The following is an 18,754-nucleotide window of genomic DNA, read 5'->3' on the forward strand; positions in this document are numbered from 1 at the left end:
TATTTACCTATCAACTAAATGTTTAAGTTATAGAACACCATAATTTACATCGCTAACAGGCGAGATAATTATTTTTTCACAACAGAACTTTTCACCTCAGCGAGCTGAGAAATACGCTGCGGTTTAGCCAAACAGTCACCCGCATCGCTGAATCAAATCGATGATTACTGTAGGGCGTACTTAGTGTTTTGTGGAGAGAAAACATGTCGTTACATCCCCCATCTATACCTCGCGTTAACGGCGTATCCCGTCGGCGTTTATTGGGATATGTCGGCGTTGGGTTAGTCGCCAGCTTGATGAGTCCGCTGTCCCTGAATGTTTTTGCTGCTTCAACCTCAACGATGCCGCTCAATCTGGAGCGATTTATGCTGGTTTCGCGTGCTTTGACCGGTAAGCGTCAACTTAATCCCCATATCGGCCAGCGGATCTATCAGGTACTTATTCTGCGCCTGCCGCAGCTCGATCAACAGCTGGCTTTACTCCAACCGCTTCCGGCTGGTGAGCCACAAAATTGGTCGCAGGCACAGCAGGGCATTGCCCGGCAGGTCTTGCAGGCGTGGTATGTGGGCGTGATAGGGGAAGGCTCGAATGCGGCGGTGATTAGCTACGAGAATGCGCTGATGTTTGAGGCCGTGTCTGATGTTTTAGTCATTCGCTCCTATTGTCCTAACCAACCCGGTTATTGGGCTGCCAAGCCTGACGTGGCCATATAATTCAGGAGAATACTTTTATGGCTGATACTTTGCAGGCTGACGTGATTGTTATCGGGTCCGGCGTAGCGGGAGGGCTTGTCGCGCATCAGCTGGCGCTAGCGGGGAAATCGGTATTGATACTAGAAGCGGGGCCGCGCTTACCGCGTTGGGAGATAGTGGAGAACTTCCGCAATCAGCCGGATAAATCAGACAACATGGCCGCTTATCCTTCTACTCCTTACGCACCTCATCCCGAATTTAATCCTGATAATCACTACTTGATTCAAAAAGGGGAACACCCTTACGACGTACAATATATCCGTGCTGTTGGCGGGACAACCTGGCACTGGGCCGCTTCGGCCTGGCGTTTTTTACCGAATGATTTCAAATTAAAAACGCTGTATGGCGTGGGATTAGATTGGCCCATCGACTATACCGCGCTGGAAAAATGGTATTTCCGTGCTGAGCAGGAACTGGGCGTTTGGGGGCCGAACAATGAAGATTTGGGATCGCCCCGCGCGCAGCCTTATCCGATGGAACCATTGCCGCTTTCATGGAACGAGCAGCGAATTAAAACCGTATTAAATGCGAATGGATTTTATGTTGTAACCGAGCCGGTGGCGCGAAATAGTCGTCCGTATGATGGCAGGCCGACCTGCTGCGGTAACAATAACTGTATGCCGATTTGCCCCATTGGCGCGATGTATAACGGGATTACTCACGTTGAAAAAGCCGAACGAGCGGGGGCAATTGTTCGTCCGCAGGCGGTTGTTTATAAGCTGGAAGTGAACGATCGGCAGGAAATTGCTGCAGCCTTGTTTAAAGACGCTCAGGGCGGGGAACATCGGGCTGAAGGGAAATTCTTTGTATTGGCTGCGAATGGCATAGAAATTCCGAAAATAATGCTGATGTCCGTCAGTGAAAAAAATCCTCGCGGAGTGGGCAATAGTTCAGACCGTGTGGGACGAAATCTGATGGACCATCCGGGTATTGGCGTGACTTTCCTGGCTAATGAAGCGCTGTGGCCGGGGCGTGGTCCGCAGGAAATGACGTCAATGGTGGGGTTCCGCGATGGCGCTTTCCGTGCTGAGTATGCGGCCAAAAAGATTCATTTATCGAATTTATCTCGTACGGACGAAGTGACAATCAATTTGCTCAAGCAGGGGGATTTACAGCTAGGGCCGCAGTTGGAGGCAAAAATCCGCGACCGGGCGGCTCGCTACGTGCGTTTTGACAGTTTTCACGAAATTTTGCCTCATATGGAAAACCGCATTATTCCCAGCCTAACGGAAAAAGACGCCATCGGCATACCTAAACCCGAGTTTTATTACGCCATGGATGACTATGTGCGCAAAAGTGCATTGCATACCCAGCAGGTCTATGCTGATGCGGCGCGGCTAATGGGCGGAACCGAAGTGGTATTCCATAATGATTTCGCCAACAACAATCACATTACTGGCACCACTATTATGGGGAACGACCCAAAAGACTCGGTGGTGGATAGTGATTGCCGTACTCACGATCATAAAAACCTGTTTATCGCCAGTAGCAGCGTGATGCCTACCGTGGGATCGGTTAACTGTACGCTGACTATCGCTGCGCTCTCTTTACGCATTGCCGAAACGTTAAAGGCCGAGGTGTGATATGAAAAAGCAAACTCTGGTCTGGCTGGCGTTATGCGGTGCCTTTAGCGCGACGGTGCAAGGAGCGGAAGGTACGGATCTGATTAAACGAGGGGAATATCTGACTCAGGCGGCAGACTGCGTAGCCTGCCATACCACCAAAGGGGGAAAGCCTTTTGCCGGAGGATTAGCCTTTAAAACGCCGATGGGAACCTTATATTCACCGAATATTACGCCGGATAAAGCGACGGGTATTGGGGAGTGGAATGACGAAGAGTTTATTCGGGCGCTGCATGAGGGAAAAGGGAAAGATGGTGAGAATCTCTATCCCGCTTTCCCTTACACTTCATACACTTTACTAACGGATGATGACGTTAGGGCGATAAAAGCCTATCTGTTTAGCCTGCCTGCGGTACATCAGCCAAATCGTGAAAACGATATGCCATTCCCGTTCAATCAGCGTTGGGGACTGTGGTTTTGGAATTGGGTGAATTTTGAAGGGCAGCGTTTCCAGCCTGATAATAATCAAAGCGCCGAGTGGAATCGCGGTGCCTACTTTGTCGAGGCGCTGGGGCACTGCGGGGAATGCCATACGCCGCGCAATTTCACCATGGGAATGAAAGACAGCAAAGCCTACGGTGGCGCTGAAATTAATGGCTGGACGGCATTTAATATTACTTCCGATCCTAATGCGGGGATTGGCAGTTGGAGCCAGGAGCAGTTGGTTCAATACCTGCGCAGCGGCCATGTTGACGGGAAAGCGCAGGCAGCCGGACCAATGGCCGAAGTGATTGAAAACAGTACCCGTCACCTGACAGAGAGCGACCTTAACGCGATGGCGGTTTATTTACGAACTTTGAAACCGCTGAATCTCGATGATGAAACCAAGAGCCGCTCAGACTGGGGGCAACCGGCAACCGGCGTCGATTCGCTACGCGGCAAGGCGTTTAGCGCCGATGATTACACTGATGGCGCGCGGCTGTATTTGGGGAACTGTGCTAGTTGCCACAGTTTTACCGGCGCGGGAGTTAAGGACGGTTATTATCCTTCTCTGATGAGAAACTCAGTGGTTGGAGCCACGACGCCGAATAATATGGTCAAAGTGATTTTGCACGGGGTGACTCGCCAGACTAACGACGGTGAAGTGTTCATGCCGGGTTTTGCCAACACCCTAAGTGATGAACAAGTTGCGACTCTCAGTAACTATTTGCTGCAACAGTTTGGTCAGCCGACGTTGAACATCAAAGCCGACGATGTGAAAGCATTACGCGAAAACTAGCCTGAGCATAGGGTAATCTGACGCGAAAGGAGCGAAGCGTCCGATTACCCATTGCCGAAATGATTTTTAGCTCGGTTTTACCCAATGCATCAAAATATATTCGCCATCTTCTCCTTTGCCGGTGGCGATTTTCTGCCAGCCATTTTGCTGATAAAACGCCAGCGCTCGCTGGTTGCGGACTAGACACTTTAACACCCCGGTAGCGGTCAATTCCCTCTGTACCGCCTGTAGCAGTAATTTTCCCACGCCAAGACCCTGGCTGCTCGGATCGACAAACAGGTTATGCAGAAAGTTTTCCTCCCGAAAAACCGAAGCAAAGCCCAGCCGGTTACCGTCCTCTACCGCCACCAAAATCTTTTCTCCCAATACCGCTTTATCGAAGTCTTCCAGTCGGAAATTTTCCTGATTAATCCAGCTAAAGGCAGCCTGACGGGAAGCCAGATACAGCGTTCGTAAAAAGGGACGATCGGCTTCCTGATATTCACGAATGTTCATTTTATCCCCCTGAGTAGCGACTTATCACCCTTGAGCCAGAGTTGATCTTATCTTATCAACCGCTGATAATGGTCGTTCTGACTCGGGGTGCCGCGCTAACTCACTGTGTGGCTGAGATTTTACCCGTATTACCTGATCTGGATTATGCCAGCGTAGGGAAGTCTCGGCATCCTCTGGGTACCGCCTTCTTGACCGCCGGTTGGGAGGAATATGTACCTTCGACCTACCGTTTTACTCGCTTCTGCTATCACAGCTTATCTGTTGTCTCCATCGATCGTCTTTTCCGTGGAGATATGCCAATGAAACGTCTCAATGCATTAACCATAGCCGGAACTGACCCTAGCGGCGGCGCGGGTATTCAGGCTGATTTAAAAACCTTTTCTGCTTTGGGTGCTTACGGAACCAGCGTGGTAACGGCTTTAGTGGCGCAGAATACGCGAGGCGTGCAGTCGGTTTATGCGATAGACCCCGCATTTGTGGCCGCTCAATTGGATTCAGTCCTGAGCGATGTACGTATTGATAGCGCCAAATTGGGTATGTTGGCCAATGAAAATATCGTTCAGATAGTGGCAGAAAAGTTACGGCAATACCCACTGGATTTCGTGGTATTGGATACCGTGATGCTGGCCAAAAGTGGCGACCCGCTGTTAGAGCCTGCGGCGGTGGCGGCGCTGCGTCAGCAATTGTTGCCGCTGGTTTCCCTGATTACGCCAAACCTGCCGGAAGCGGCGGCGTTGTTGGATTGTCAGCCTGCGACTAATGAATGGGAAATGTGCGCTCAAGGGCGGGAATTACTGGCTATGGGCTGTCAGGGCGTATTGATGAAAGGCGGACATTTGACCGGTGGGGATAGCCCCGATTGGCTGTTTACGGCTAATGGCGAGTTCCGTTTCTGTTTACCCCGCATTGCCACTCGCCACACGCACGGCACTGGCTGCACGCTGTCGGCGGCGTTGGCGGCGCTACGACCAACACAGGAAAACTGGGCGACAACGGTCTCCGCTGCTAAATCTTATCTGCAAGGCGCGTTGGAGCAGGCGGATACGCTGGAGGTTGGGCAAGGAATCGGGCCGGTTCACCACTTTTATCGTTGGTGGTAGCCCAGCCAGACTGGCGCTCAGTTTATTCGGCGATCAGGAATGGGCGGGTGAGAGCGAACAGCGCCAGCGCCCGCTGTAAGTGAACGGCGTCAAAAGGATTCAGAATAAAGTGCTCTGCGCCTTTACGTGGGCGAATGCAGGGTAATAGGCTGATATTACCCTGCTGATCTTTTTTCTGATCAAATACATAGCTGCCGATGTCATGTTCGTTTTCTCGCCATGAAATCATCACCGCCGCGTGAGGATGTTTATCACTTTTTGGCCGTATAGCGAAAAAATAATCTCCGGCCCAGAACCCGCCGAACTCGCCGTCAATCTGTCGGTTTTTACTGCAGAACACCGCGGAATCAGCAACCTGGTCGATGGCTTTCGGCGTAATTTCCTGATGAAGCCGCTGCCACAGCGGACGACCATTTTCCAACTGCCAGCAGGCTTCACCGAGATAATCGTTCAGATCGCGCCAGTCTTGCTCTAACTGCTGGATCAAGGCTTTATCCAGAATATTGCGGTATTGCTGCATGCCGTTAAGCTCGCCTTCCAGCGCCTCGTAGGTAATCAATTCCATCGTCCGCGGGCGGCGGCGGAAGGTCATCCAGAGCACCATTTTAGGAATACGGAATTCGATAGACTGCACGCTCAGCCGATGCCTATTGCCTTTATTCAGCACAAAACCGTTCGCGGTGCCGCGTTTATTCTGATAGTTACGTACCACCATCACGCTGTTTAGTCCCATCCAGCCGGTGACGTAGTGTTCGTCCTCTGAGTTGGCGACATCCAGATCGACCACCATTTGTAGAATCTTGTCGGTGGTGACTGTCTTTAGCGCCGGAGCATCCGTCGCAGAATAATACAATTTGGGTATGTTTTGAGAAAATTCGAGGCTAGGCATAGAGGCAGATCTTCTTGGTCAATAATCTGGTTCATAGCTTAACTCAAGTTGTCATACCGATTGTTGAATAACTGAATTTAGCGTGGAAATTCGTGCTGGGGATCAACTTTTTCCTGCGTCGCGGGTCTTATGAACTGAATAACAGGGCGGTGAAACCACTGTTGAATATCAAATGACATAAAAAGGATTGCGATAATGAAAGGACAGAAAACCCTCCATTGTCTTTTACTGGGGACGTTATTGAGCGTGAGTTCATGGAGTTTTGCCCAGCAAACGTTGACCACGGCAGAGTTAGTTCAGCAGCCGCAGTATAAAAGCAGCTGGCAAAAAATGATTAAAGGACAGAAGAATTTGCCTGCCTGGGCGCGTAAAGGTGCCGGAACCTCTGCGCCACCAGAATGGGCCGAGTGGGAAGGTAAAAAATATCAGGTTGGTAATATTTGTAAGCCTCACGATTGCGCCAGCCATTTCTTGCTGGTGGCTTTCAGCGAGGATAAAAAGCGGGCTTGGGGCGTGCGGATTAGCGTAGAAGATAAGCCAGAAGCCCTGGAAACGCCGAGTCAATTTGCCACATACCAATGGTTAGGCCAGCCGGATGAAAGAATGAAAAACTTATTGATGGCGCAGCTCGAGAAAGATCCCAACTGGAAATAAACGCCCTTTCTGACGCGGAAAAATAAAACGGCGCATTTAGCGCCGTTTTGTTTAGCTTCGCTCTATTGAACTGACTATTTCTGCAGTGAATGGATAAATAAGCGATACCATTCGCTATTGACGGTTGGCAGCGTGATTTCAACCCGTTCTAACCGCTTCAGCGTCTGGCTGCTATCGTAATCGATGGTTGTTTCCTGCAAAGATTGATAGAAGTTATCCAATTCCTCATCGCTGGACGTCATCATGTCCTGAATCAGTGGGGTGATAGGTAAAATCTCCCCTTGTTGATAGCGACGATGCGCCTCGCGGAGCCACTGACGATGGGAAACCACGGTCATCGGCTGTGGCAAATGAGCATTTAACTGCTCAATAAATTCACGTCGAGACATTCCTTCCATGGCGGAAAGGTGGAAGATATTCTCCGTCGGATAATGGCTAGAACCGAGATGCGCCAAAGCTTTCGCGGTGTAATCCACCGGAGTCAACTGGATATCGCCGTAGACATCATCGAAGGCCATGCCCATCTGAACGCTGCTCTTAAACAGACGGTAAAATGCCTGTAGCTCGTCATAGCGCGCCAGTTCTGAATCGGCGGTAATCAGGCCCAGGCGGAAAATATTACAGGCAATGCCACGGGCGACGGCCAGATTGACGATTTCCTCGCCAACCCACTTACTCGCCACATAGCCTTGATCTGCAATGTGTTGCTCATCTTGAATTGATGACTGCTCATTCACCACGCGATGGCCTTGCTGCCCAATCGGGCTGAATACGTTCAGAGTCGACGCGAAATTCAGAATTTTGCGACTTCCCTGCGTGGTCAGACGCAGCAGTTCAACCAGACTTGCAACGTTGGCTTTATACGCCATTTCAAATGACTCAAGGTGATTCATGCTTACCGCCGAATGGAAAATAACTCCCACGTCCTGCGCTAAGCGTTGATAAAGCAGGTCGTCGATACCCAAACGCGGCGCTTTTATATCTCCTTGAATAGTGATGATGCGTTGCTCGTCGCCTTTGCGCCACAGCGACCATTCGGTAAGAATATTTCTCAACCGTTGCAGGCTATCCTGCTGGTTATGACCTCGTACCAGACAGTAAATTTTGCTGTCGGTACTATCCAGTAATTCTCGCAGCAGGAAACGCCCCACAAAGCCCGTGGCACCGGTGAGGAAAATAGCATTTCCCTGATTGATAGACTGCGACTGTGGCTGAATATCTTCCGGTAACAACGCCTGTTGACGCAGGTTAATCACGTCGCTGACGCGAGCTTGCTGAGTGATTCGGCTCGCCAATTGTTTTACCGTTGGCGCAATAAAGATGTCGCTGACGCTGACCTTATCATCGATAGCGGCATTGATCAGATTCACCGCGCTAACCGCCAGTAAAGAGTGCCCGCCCAGCTCAAAGAAGTGATCGTGGCGACCGACTTTTTCGCTGTCCAGCAGGCTTTGCCAGATTTCGGCAATCGTGGTTTCCAGCCCGGCCAGCGGCGCTTCATAAGGTTGATGCAGGAAGGCATTTTCCTGCGGAGCCGGTAAAGCCTTGCGATCCAGTTTACCGTTTGGCGTGATCGGCATACTATTCAGCAGCACATAGGCGGCGGGAATCATGTAATCCGGCAGACGGCTTTGCAGGTAGTGGCGCAAAGCCATAGGCTCCGGCGCAGGCGAGTTGGCATCAGCCACCAGATAGGCGACCAGCCGCTTGCTGCCTTTGTTGTCATCCAGCGCCAGCACTGCGGCGTCACTGATATTGGGGTGATCGTTAAGCTTAGTTTCGATTTCGCCCAATTCAATGCGGAATCCGCGAATTTTCACCTGATGATCGTTACGGCCGTGGAACTGTAGCCGTCCGTCTGCAAGATAGCTGGCCAGATCGCCGGTGCGATACATGCGAGCGCCTTCAACCGAACGGAAAGGATCGGGCAGGAAGCGCTCGGCGGTCATTTCTGGTAGGTTCAGATAACCGCGAGTGACGCCAGGCCCGCCGATATACACCTCGCCAATAACGCCTCTCGGCACCAGATTGCCGTGGTTATCCAACAGATAAATACGAATATTCGCCGTTGGACGGCCAATGGAATCAATCTGGCTGATACCCAATTTAGGTGAGTGAGTGGTCGCGGTAATGGTGGTTTCCGTTGGCCCATAGCAGTTCACCAGCTCAGGTTTCTCAGGGTAACGTTTGAGCCAGCGCTCCAGCATTTCCGGCGCGGCGGCTTCCCCGCTGATACATATCAGCCGTAGAGCGTTCGGCAACGGCCCGCGGCTTTCTTCGCACAGTTTGCGCCAGAACTGATACGGAATATCCAGATAGCTAATGCCATATTGCTCACACAGCTGCCAGAAATCGCTGCTACCAGCCAGCCATTGATCGTCCCGCAGCACCAAAGTGGCTCCAGAGGTTAACGCGGAGAATATCTCGGACACTGATACGTCAAAGGTGGTGTTGCAGAATTGCAGTACCTTATCCTGTGGGCCAAGATTCCATTGGCGGCACCAGGTCACCATTTGTTGCACCAGATTGCCGTGCTCGACCAATACGCCTTTCGGATTACCGGTTGAGCCAGAGGTATAGATCACGTAGGCCAGATTCTGTGGAGCCAGGCTCGGCTGCGGATTTACCCCTGTCTCCTGTAATGGAGCGCTTACTGCTGGCAGTAATTCGTGAGGAACGCCGCAGTCTTTAAACAGCGGCAGTGTCGCCGGTTCAGCCAGAATAGCTACCGGTTTGGCATCTTCCAGCATGAATTTCAGTCGTTCAGGAGCAATATCATGTGGCAGAGAAAGATAAGCGCCGCCGGCCTTCAGGATCGCCAAAATGCCGACGATCATTTCCGGGCTGCGATCGGCGCAGATCGCTACCCGATCTTCCGCTTTGACGCCTTGTTCGATCAATAGATAAGCCAGGTGATTGGCTCGATTATTTAATTCGCCGTAACTCAATGAATAGGCGTTATTCACTAAAGCTATAGCGTCCGGGCTGCGCTCTGCATGTTGCTCAAATAAATGATGGATACACAGGTCGGCAGGATAGGACTGCGCCGTCTGATTCCACTGTTCCAGCAGTAATTGCTTTTCTCGATCGGCAATCAAATCAATCTGACCGATGACCTGAGCGTCGTTTTTCACCATTGCTTCCAGCACCGCGATTAAATATTGCTGGTGGCGCTGAACAGTGGCTTCATCAAACAGGGCGCTGGCGTAATTCAGCGAGCCGGTGATGATTTTATTGCGTTCCCCTAAACTCAGCTCTAAATCGAATTTTACCCGACTGACCGGTGGTTCCTGCAACTTCACGTCCAATCCCACCATGTTAACCGCGATATCGTCGATATTTTCCAGAGCAAACATCACCTGGAACAGCGGAGTTTTATCCATGCTGCGCGGTGGTTGGAGGATTTCTACCACTTGCTCGAACGGCAGAGCCTGATGTTCCTGCGCGTCGAGAGTGGTTTTCCGCACCTGTGCCAGCAGATCGGCAACGTTTGAGGTCGTGGATAGATTGATACGTAACGCCAGCGTGTTGACGAAGAAGCCAATGACGCCCTCGCATTCAGCCTGGTTACGGTTGGCCACTGGTGTCCCTATTACCAAATCATCCTGACCGGACAGACGCGACAGCACGATCGACCAAGCGCTGAGCAGCGTCATAAACAAAGAAGTACCGTGTCGGTTACTCAGGCGGCGTAGCTCATCAGAAAGCTCGCTGCTGAGTACGATAGGCAGACTGGCGCCGATAAAGGATTGCTGAGGCGGCCGCGGCCGGTCGGTTGGCAGCGTCAGACGTTCTGGCGCACCGGTTAGCAGTTGCTGCCAGAATTTCCCCTGTTCATGCCAGACCGGGCTATTGCGCCATTGCTGCTGCCAAACCGCATAATCTGGATATTGAATTGGCAACGGAGGCAGTGGGTTAGCGCGTTGTTGTAACAGCGCCGAGTAAGTCACTCCCAGCTCGCGCACCAGAATTTCCATTGACCAACCATCGGTAATAATATGGTGCAGCGTTAACAGCAGGATGCTCTGGTTGTCTCGCAGGCGCAGCCAACTGGCTTGTACCAGCGAGTCCTTCGCTAAATCGAATATTCTCCGCTCTTCCTGGCTGTATATTTCCTCTACTTTTTCTGCGCTATTTGCCTGTTCGCGCCAATCATATTCAACGAAAGGAATACCTGACTGACTATCCCGAAGTCTCACCACAGGTTCATTCTGTCCGGATGAAGTAAAGTTACTTCGCAATGATTCATGACGTGCATATAAGATATTTAGCGTTTGCTGCAATACCGGGATATTCACATCGCCGCTTAATGCTAACGCCATCAGCACGTTATAGTTGGAATCACTGTCGCTAAGCTGGGACAAGAACCACAGGCGCTGCTGGGAGAAGGACAGTGGCAGCGGTTTATCCCGCGTAGCCGGAACAATAATGGCAGTCAGCGTTGTATCACCTGTTTGGCCTTCACGGTCGATGACTTCTGCCAGTTGGCTTAGCTGCGGGTTATCGAACAGCGCTGCCAGCGGAATGCTGATATTGAGCAATTGCTGTAGCTGGCTAATGACCCGAACGGCCAGTAGCGAATGCCCGCCTAACTCGAAGAAATGGTCGTTTCGTCCTACTTTTTCTACGTCCAGCAACCCTTGCCAAATTTCTGCTAACGTGGTTTCAATGCCAGCCCGTGGTGCTTCAAAATCGCGATGAATAAAAGCGTCTTCCTGCGGAGCAGGCAAGGCTTTGCGATCCAGTTTTCCATTTGGCGTAATCGGCATTTCGTTCAACAGAACGTAAGCCGCAGGAACCATATATTCGGGTAATAGCGCGGCCAAATGATTGCGCAATATTGCAATATCTGGACGAGGCTGTTCGGTATCGGCTACCAGATAGGCCACCAGCCGTTTGCTGCCTTTACCGTCGTCCTGCGCCAGCACTGCGGCTTCTTTCACCTGCGGATGGGAATTGAGCTGGGTTTCAATTTCGCCCAGTTCGATACGGAAACCACGGATTTTCACCTGATGATCATTACGCCCGTGGAATTGTACGCGTCCATCTGGCAGGTAGCTGGCCAGATCGCCGGTACGATACATACGTGCGCCTTTCACCGTACTGAATGGATCGGGTAGGAAACGTTCGGCGGTCATTTCCGGTAGATTCAAATAACCGCGCGTAACGCCCGGCCCACCGATATACAGCTCGCCAATGGCTCCCTGCGGCAGCGGATCACCGTGCGGATCGAGCACATAGAGCCGGTTATTGGCAATAGGGCGACCAATGCTATCCAGCTGCGTCTCCCCTAAAGTCGGTACGTGAGCCGTCGCAACGACCGTAGTTTCGGTCGGGCCGTAGTTGTTAACTAACTGTGGTTTAACCGGATAACGGCTCAGCCAGCGTTGCAGTATTTCCGGCGCGGCGGCCTCACCGCCGAAGAAAAGGGTTCGCAGCGATGGAGGCAACGGATAGTCACTTTCTTCAGATAAACGGCGCAGGAATTGGTAAGGGAGAACCATACGACTAATGTTGTAGTGTTCGCATAGCTGCCAGAAAGTTTTGGTGCCGGACAGCCATTGATCGTCGCGTAAGACCAGATTGGCACCAGAAGTCAGTGCGGAGAAAATCTCGCATACCGAGGCGTCAAAGGTAGGGTTACAGAATTGCAGGACGTTATCACCCAGCCCAATACCCCAACGTTCACACCAAGGGCTAACCAATTGCACCAGATTACCGTGTTCGACCATCACGCCTTTCGGGTTACCGGTGGAGCCGGAGGTGTAGATAACATAGGCCAGATTTTCGGGACTGACGGCTACCGTCGGATTTGGGATTTCACCATGGTTTTGAGTGATATCAGACATCAGGCACAGTGGAATATTGCAGCCGCTGAAACGATGTTGTCCCTCGCTTTGCGCCACAATCGCCGCAGGTTTGGCGTCTTCTAGCATAAAATTCTGACGTTCTGGTGCCGTATCCGGCGGAATGGACAGGTAAGCCGCACCGGCCTTGAGTGTTGCCAGCATAGCGATAATCATTTCTGGGGTACGATGGCTGCAAATTGCGACCTTATCCTCCACTTTAACGCCCTGAGCAAGCAGGTGATTGGCCAAATGGTTAGCCAGATTATTTAGCTCGGCGTAGGTCAGGGACGTTTGTTGATAGGTGAGCGCAATCGCTTCGGGATGGCGCTGTGCCTGTAGTTCAAATAACTGATGGGCGCAAACATCTAGCGGATAAGGTTCCGCTGTCTGATTCCACTGATTGATCAGTAGGTTGTATTCGCGATCGGAAAGTAGCGGAATACGATCGACCTGTAGGTTATCGTCACGAACCATCGCCCGCAGAACGGTGATCAGATAGTGCTGATGGCGTTCAATAGTCGCCTGATCAAATAGCGCGGTAGCGTAGTTCAGGGAACCCACGATCGAACGATTGCGAGTGCCTAAATTCAGTTCGAGATCGAATTTTACGCGTGTAACCTGCGGATCGATCAATTCTACATTCATACCGGTTAGCGCCGGGGCTACGGCGTCGAAGTTTTCCCAAGCAAACATCACCTGGAACAGCGGCGTTTTATCCATGCTGCGCTGCGGTTGAAGTAATTCAACGACCTGATCAAAAGGTAATTCCTGATGTTCCTGCGCGCTGAGGCTGAAGTCGCGTACCTGTGCGAGAAGCTCTGCCACAGTAGGAGCTTCGGCAAGATTAATTCGCATCGCCAATGTATTTACGAAGAAACCGACCAGCGCTTCGCATTCTGCCGCCTGACGGTTTGCCACTGGCGTTCCGATCACCAAATCTTGCTGCCCGGAAAGGCGTGATAGTACGACAGACCATGCACTCATTAATGTCATGAATAGCGTAGTGTGATGTTTTTGGCTCAGACGACGTAAATCGTCCGACAGCTGTTGATCCAAAACGATGGGAACCGCCGCACCGAGGAAAGACTGCTGAGCCGGTCGCTCGCGATCGGACGGTAAAGTCATGCGTTCTGGTATGCCCTGCAATTTTTGCAGCCAAAATTGGCCGTGGGCATGCCACTCCGGGCTATCCAGCCACTGTTGTTGCCACTGCGCATAATCAGGATATTGCAGTGGTAATGCCGGTAATGGGTTGGTTTCGCCTTGAGACCAGGCTGAGTAAAGCACCCCCAGTTCGCGTGCCAAAATCTCCATTGACCAGCCATCGGTGACGATATGGTGGATAATCAACAGCAAATAATGCTCACTGGCGGCGGTATGAGCCAGACTGGCGCGGATCAACGGGCCGTGGGCGATATCAAATTTATGGGCGATTTCATGCTGATACAGTTGCCAGAAATCCTCATCGGCATGAGATGACGCAGCGAAATCATACTCTTGCAGTGGCGCTTGTGTGCCAACCGGCAGCAGTTGAACGTAGCCGACCCCGTTTTCCGCGTGGAAAACCGACCGCAATGCATCATGACGATCCAGCAAGTGGTTAAGGCAACGCTGTAGAAGTTGGGCGTTAAGTTTACCATTCATTTTCAACAATAACGGAACGTTATAGTTCTCATCGTTGTTCCCTAGTTGCTCAATAAACCACAGTCGGTTTTGCGGGAATGACAGTGGAATCCGCGCATTAGCATCAATTCGTGCAATTTGTGTGGCCGTTTGTTGCTTGGCCTGAGCAACTAATAACGCCAATTGAGCAAGCGTTGGCTGGGCAAAAAACGCCCCCATGGTGATTTTGCTCTGCCAGCGGGATTGCATCTTACTTAAGAGCTTCATTGCCAGCAGCGAATCCCCGCCAATAGCAAAGAAACTGTCATTGCGCCCAATTCTCTCCTGACAGAGCACTTCTCCCCATATTTCATGTAATTCCTGCTCGGTGTCTCCTTGAGGAGCCTCATAGGATTCGTGCACATAGGCATTAAAATCGGGGGCAGGCAGCTGCTTGCGATCGATTTTTCCGTTAGGCGTCAACGGTAAATGATCAACGGAAACATAGGCGATAGGCAGCATGAATTCCGGCAATAACGGGCTCAGGAAATCCCGCAGATGGCGTGGCAGCTCTTCCGTTTCAGTATTTCCCGCCAGTACCAGATAGCTAACGAGTTGCTTTTCCCCTGATGCATTTTTATAGGCAATAACCACGGCTTCATTAACCTGGGGGTGGCTCAATAATTTCTCTTCGATCTCGCCAGGCTCAATACGATAGCCGTTGATTTTCACCTGCTGATCGTCACGACCTAAATATTCCAGAGTGCCGTCGGCAAAATAACGAGCCAAATCGCCGGTACGATACATACGCTGATTTTTCGCAATGAAAGGATCGGCGCTATAGCGTTCTTCGGTTAGCGCAGGTTGATTTAGATAGCCACGGGTCACGCCATCGCCGCTGATATACATTTGTCCCACGGCACCGAAAGGCACGGGTTTTAACTGATTATTCAGCAAATAAATGGCTGAATTGGCAATAGGTCGGCCAATGGTTGGCAGTGAATGGGAAGCGTCAATCAGTGCCACGGTAGCGTCAACCGTGCATTCGGTTGGGCCGTACACATTGAACGCGGTAAAGTGATTTAACGCTGACAGACGCCTCCAGGTCTGAGGAGACAAGGCTTCCCCGCCGATTAACAGAATCAGTTTTTCCACCTGATTAGGCAAATCGGAGAGTAATAACATTTCCAATTGGGTTGGCGTGCAGTCGAACACGTCAATGGCATTGTCTTTAAGAAATTGCACTAACCGGGCTCCATCAACGCGAACATCTTGCGGAACGATATGGAGCTGGTGGCCACTCAGCAGGCTGAGCAGGCTTTGTAATGAAGCATCAAAGGAGATGCTGGAGTTGAGGCAAACCCTTGATTGTTTAGGGTAATAGTGGAAAATTTCCTCGTTTAACGCGTAATACAGGTTCATAACCTGCGCGTGTTCGACCATCACGCCCTTTGGTCGGCCGGTGGAACCAGAGGTAAATATCACATAGGCCAGTTGATTAACCGAAAGCTGAGGTAACTGCAGTGGCGTATCCGGTGTATCTATGGCAAGTAAGGCATCCACGTCATAGGTACGGACATCACTGCTACCGGCTAATATTTCCTGACCCAATGAGTCAACCAACAGCACTGCGGGTTCGGCGTCATGAAGCACATCTTTTAAACGTTCGCTAGGGTAGGCGGGGTCGAGAGGAACGTAACAGCCGCCTGATTTCAGAATCCCGAATAGCGCCGCTATTTGTAAGCAACTACGCTCCATGCACAGGGCAACACGCATATCTGCCTGAATGCCTAAACCAATTAAATGGTGGGCAATGCGGTTAGCCAGCCTATCAAACTCCAGATAAGTTAACTGCCGTTCGCCGTGACAAATTGCGATGGCATCGGGCGTTTTTTGCACCTGTTGTTCAAATACCTGGTGAATACAGCTGTGGTTGTTAAAGTCGCATTCCCTGTGATTCAGTGTCTCCAGTAGCAGTAATTCTTCGGCTTTAGGAATAAAATTAATATTGCCAATAGAGCAGGGAAGGTTCCCAATTTCGACGCTATTTTTTAATCCTTTTAATAGATGACTATTAATTTGAGTGATTCGGTTTTCAGCTAAATAGGCGGCATTATAAATCCAGCGGAATTGACCGTTTAAGGCATTGATTTGTAATGTTAGTAGCGGGAAACTGTCGGGATTTATCCTAGAGTGAATAAGAATGTCGCCATCGGTAATGGCCACTGCTAATGCATATAAAGGTTTGTTCTGTAATAGTTTGGTATTTCTCTTCAAGGTTTCATGGCGCAGTACGATATCTGTCGCATAGCTTTGAGCCTGATTGACTCGCTTTATTTCTTTATTAAGATTTTCTGTAAAATCAACCAAGGATAATTGATCACAGATATCAGCTACATCCATCGGAACCCAAGGTGAGGAGAGTTGAGAACAGATATCTTCGCCCTGACGGAAGGCGTGATAGCCAAGCTGGAAACTATGTTCGCCAGAAAGGCTATGCAGGTAAGCGGCAAACAGACCGATAATTTTCAACCAGGAGTTATCGCCGGAGTTTGGTAACTCGGAATATTGCCATTCCCCAACGGCTAATCTGCTGCCTCCTTCGGTCTTATCAAGAGAATAAGGGAAATCTACCGGGTTGAATCTTTGAAGTTTTTCCAGCCAGAAAGGCTCATGCGTAGCCAAAGTGGCCAGTTCGGTAGATAGCGCTTCGGATTGCTGTTGGCTCAGAATCGGTAGCCGATCGCCAGCGGTCAGATGACCTTGTTCGGCTAAGGCCGTAGCGGGAACCGGGGTGCCGTCCAGCTTGCTGAAAGCGCTAATTCTGATATCCGTAGTAGTGGTCGTTACCTGCCAGCCATCATTTATGCTATCCAGACGCACCAGCGTGCCTGGGGCGAATAATGTTTTTTCTGGTAAGGTTTCAACCTGATTAACGATGAGTAATTCATTGTTAATTAATATTTTTAACTTAGTTATCGCGGGCGGTACACCTGCCTTTTCTGATAACGCCAGTGCCAGATTGGCGATTTGCTGTGCATCCTGTACCTGCCAGTTAATAACGGCGGCGGACAGTGGGTTTCGCATGTTTTCAAACAGCGTTCTGCGAGGGGAATTGGCCCGCGCTTCCATGATTTGACGATCGACTTGCCCAATGGAATTTTGTGGATTGGCCGCCAGCTGCTCGAGGATAACGCTGAATCGACGGTGGTGGTCGAATATATCTTCCAGGCTGTGCAGCCTGTCACTTCCGTAAAAGCTGATGGATAGCCCTTTACCGTAACCTTTATCGTCGAATACGACAGAAAAGCCGTGGGTTTGGGAGCCTTTTGCTTTTATCCATTTGGTCTCGCAGTGTTGGAAGGGCGTACCGCGATCAAATAGCATCAGATTAATTGCTGGGCCGAAACTGAATTCCTGCTTGTTTTTTCGTAATATATTTTCTCCACGATAGCGCTGATGTTTTAATATCTTTGTCAGCTGCTTATTCATGTTTCTGGCAATATCCAGAATATTATCTGTGGGAGTTACTGTAACTTCCAGCGGTAAAGTATTCGATGTCATTCCTATCAGGTTTTTGGATTCTTTACCAATGCCTGTTACCGGGAAACTGAAACTGAGTTCTTTAACTCCGGTCAAGGTATAGAAGTGAGCAGCGACGGCCGCAATATAAATATGCGTTGGCCTTAGATTATTTTTCTCTGCAATGATCTCTATCGATTTATTAACAGACTCGTCGATATATTGTTCTTCTTTTAATATACTCCGATCGTTAGGACTGTGACTAAGGAATGAAAGACGGTTAGCATTGCTAGCCTTCTGCAAGAAAGTATCCCAATAGGCTTTATCCAGAGTGAAGCGTTTTGACTGTAGATATTCAATATCTTTTCTAGCCAGCAAGTCTGGTTCGTCAGGAATAATAGTCTCCGGTTCTTTTCCAGAGATTAATTCATCATATCGGTCGCTAATGCGTTTTGAGATGAGACCCAGACTCCGACCATCCATAAGGATATGGTGGCAGCGCTGATAGTAAATAAATTTATTTTGCGGTAAACAAATCAATGAAAAGTTGAGTAGGTTTTCATCTTCTGGCGAAATCAAAGTAGTGATATCAGCCTGTATCCAGGCGTCCAAATCGAAGCTTTCATCCAAATTATCAGTTTTATCAATTATATGTAAATTTGTGTCAAGAGTGTTATCTACATATTGATATAACTCGCCGTCGATGGCCTTGAAGCGGCTTTTCATCGCAGGGGTTTCTGCAACAATGCCACGGAGTGCTGTTTCGAAAACAGAGATGTTTAAATTTCCAGTAATTTCCGCATATTCGGAAATATTAAAGGGTAGGTCTGGCGATAATTGCTGTATCAGCCAAACTTCTTTTTGTCCTAATGTTGCTGGGGAGTAAACACAGTTTCCGTTATTCTGCTTAATGCTGTCCATCTTACTTTTCCCTACTGGATAAATGCCAATTTGTCATATTCATCTGAAAATGAATGCGGAAAATAAATAGCACAAATTTATTTTATTGTCACAGTGAGATAATCAAACTCTAATTATTATGTCTTAAGA

At 50.0% G+C, this 18,754-nt stretch carries 8 protein-coding genes and 1 riboswitch; of the genes, 5 read left to right on the forward strand and 3 right to left on the reverse strand.

The features are described 5' to 3' along the window. The first annotated feature begins 203 nt into the window (after positions 1-203). Genes PL78_RS15610 through PL78_RS15620 form a run of 3 tightly spaced genes read left to right on the forward strand, consistent with a single transcriptional unit; the run spans position 204 to position 3,593 of the window. Positions 204-713 (forward strand): sugar dehydrogenase complex small subunit, encoded by a 510-nt coding sequence (locus tag PL78_RS15610; protein ID WP_064516887.1) that lies wholly within the window; start codon positions 204-206, stop codon positions 711-713. 17 nt (positions 714-730) lie between these two features. Next, positions 731-2,335, forward strand: coding sequence for a GMC family oxidoreductase (locus PL78_RS15615; RefSeq protein WP_064516889.1), 1,605 nt, complete (start codon positions 731-733; stop codon positions 2,333-2,335). Between the two features lies 1 nt (position 2,336). Continuing rightward, positions 2,337-3,593 (forward strand): cytochrome c, encoded by a 1,257-nt coding sequence (locus PL78_RS15620; protein ID WP_064516891.1) that lies wholly within the window; start codon positions 2,337-2,339, stop codon positions 3,591-3,593. A 66-nt stretch (positions 3,594-3,659) separates the two neighbouring features. Here the strand turns inward: PL78_RS15620 and PL78_RS15625 are convergent, their stop codons facing one another. Continuing rightward, positions 3,660-4,088: a GNAT family N-acetyltransferase gene (locus PL78_RS15625; RefSeq protein ID WP_064516893.1), complete on the reverse strand. Its 429-nt coding sequence runs from the start codon at positions 4,086-4,088 to the stop codon at positions 3,660-3,662. Between the two features lie 73 nt (positions 4,089-4,161). Continuing rightward, positions 4,162-4,264: riboswitch (TPP riboswitch) on the forward strand. A gap of 123 nt (positions 4,265-4,387) precedes the next feature. On the opposite strand from PL78_RS15625, the gene thiD reads away from it, so the two are divergent. Beyond that, positions 4,388-5,188, forward strand: coding sequence for a bifunctional hydroxymethylpyrimidine kinase/phosphomethylpyrimidine kinase (gene thiD / locus PL78_RS15630; RefSeq protein WP_064518480.1), 801 nt, complete (start codon positions 4,388-4,390; stop codon positions 5,186-5,188). Between the two features lie 22 nt (positions 5,189-5,210). Here the strand turns inward: thiD and PL78_RS15635 are convergent, their stop codons facing one another. Next, positions 5,211-6,077, reverse strand: coding sequence for a hypothetical protein (locus PL78_RS15635; protein ID WP_064516895.1), 867 nt, complete (start codon positions 6,075-6,077; stop codon positions 5,211-5,213). Between the two features lie 195 nt (positions 6,078-6,272). On the opposite strand from PL78_RS15635, the gene PL78_RS15640 reads away from it, so the two are divergent. Next, positions 6,273-6,731, forward strand: coding sequence for an inhibitor of vertebrate lysozyme family protein (locus tag PL78_RS15640; protein ID WP_064516897.1), 459 nt, complete (start codon positions 6,273-6,275; stop codon positions 6,729-6,731). A gap of 74 nt (positions 6,732-6,805) precedes the next feature. On the opposite strand, the gene PL78_RS15645 is transcribed toward PL78_RS15640, so the two are convergent. Beyond that, positions 6,806-18,625, reverse strand: coding sequence for a non-ribosomal peptide synthetase (locus PL78_RS15645; protein ID WP_064516899.1), 11,820 nt, complete (start codon positions 18,623-18,625; stop codon positions 6,806-6,808). Positions 18,626-18,754 lie beyond the last annotated feature (129 nt).

This window comes from Yersinia entomophaga, from assembly GCF_001656035.1.
In the GTDB taxonomy this organism is placed as follows: Bacteria; Pseudomonadota; Gammaproteobacteria; order Enterobacterales; family Enterobacteriaceae; genus Yersinia; species Yersinia entomophaga.

Excerpts from the sequence above, each read along its gene's own strand:
- PL78_RS15625 (WP_064516893.1), bottom strand. The coding sequence starts at position 4,088 with ATGAACATTCGTGAATATCAGGAAGCCGATCGTCCCTTTTTACGAACG.
- PL78_RS15620 (WP_064516891.1), top strand. The coding sequence starts at position 2,337 with ATGAAAAAGCAAACTCTGGTCTGGCTGGCGTTATGCGGTGCCTTTAGC.
- PL78_RS15635 (WP_064516895.1), bottom strand. The coding sequence starts at position 6,077 with ATGCCTAGCCTCGAATTTTCTCAAAACATACCCAAATTGTATTATTCT.
- PL78_RS15615 (WP_064516889.1), top strand. The coding sequence starts at position 731 with ATGGCTGATACTTTGCAGGCTGACGTGATTGTTATCGGGTCCGGCGTA.
- PL78_RS15645 (WP_064516899.1), bottom strand. The coding sequence starts at position 18,625 with ATGGACAGCATTAAGCAGAATAACGGAAACTGTGTTTACTCCCCAGCA.
- thiD (WP_064518480.1), top strand. The coding sequence starts at position 4,388 with ATGAAACGTCTCAATGCATTAACCATAGCCGGAACTGACCCTAGCGGC.
- PL78_RS15640 (WP_064516897.1), top strand. The coding sequence starts at position 6,273 with ATGAAAGGACAGAAAACCCTCCATTGTCTTTTACTGGGGACGTTATTG.
- PL78_RS15610 (WP_064516887.1), top strand. The coding sequence starts at position 204 with ATGTCGTTACATCCCCCATCTATACCTCGCGTTAACGGCGTATCCCGT.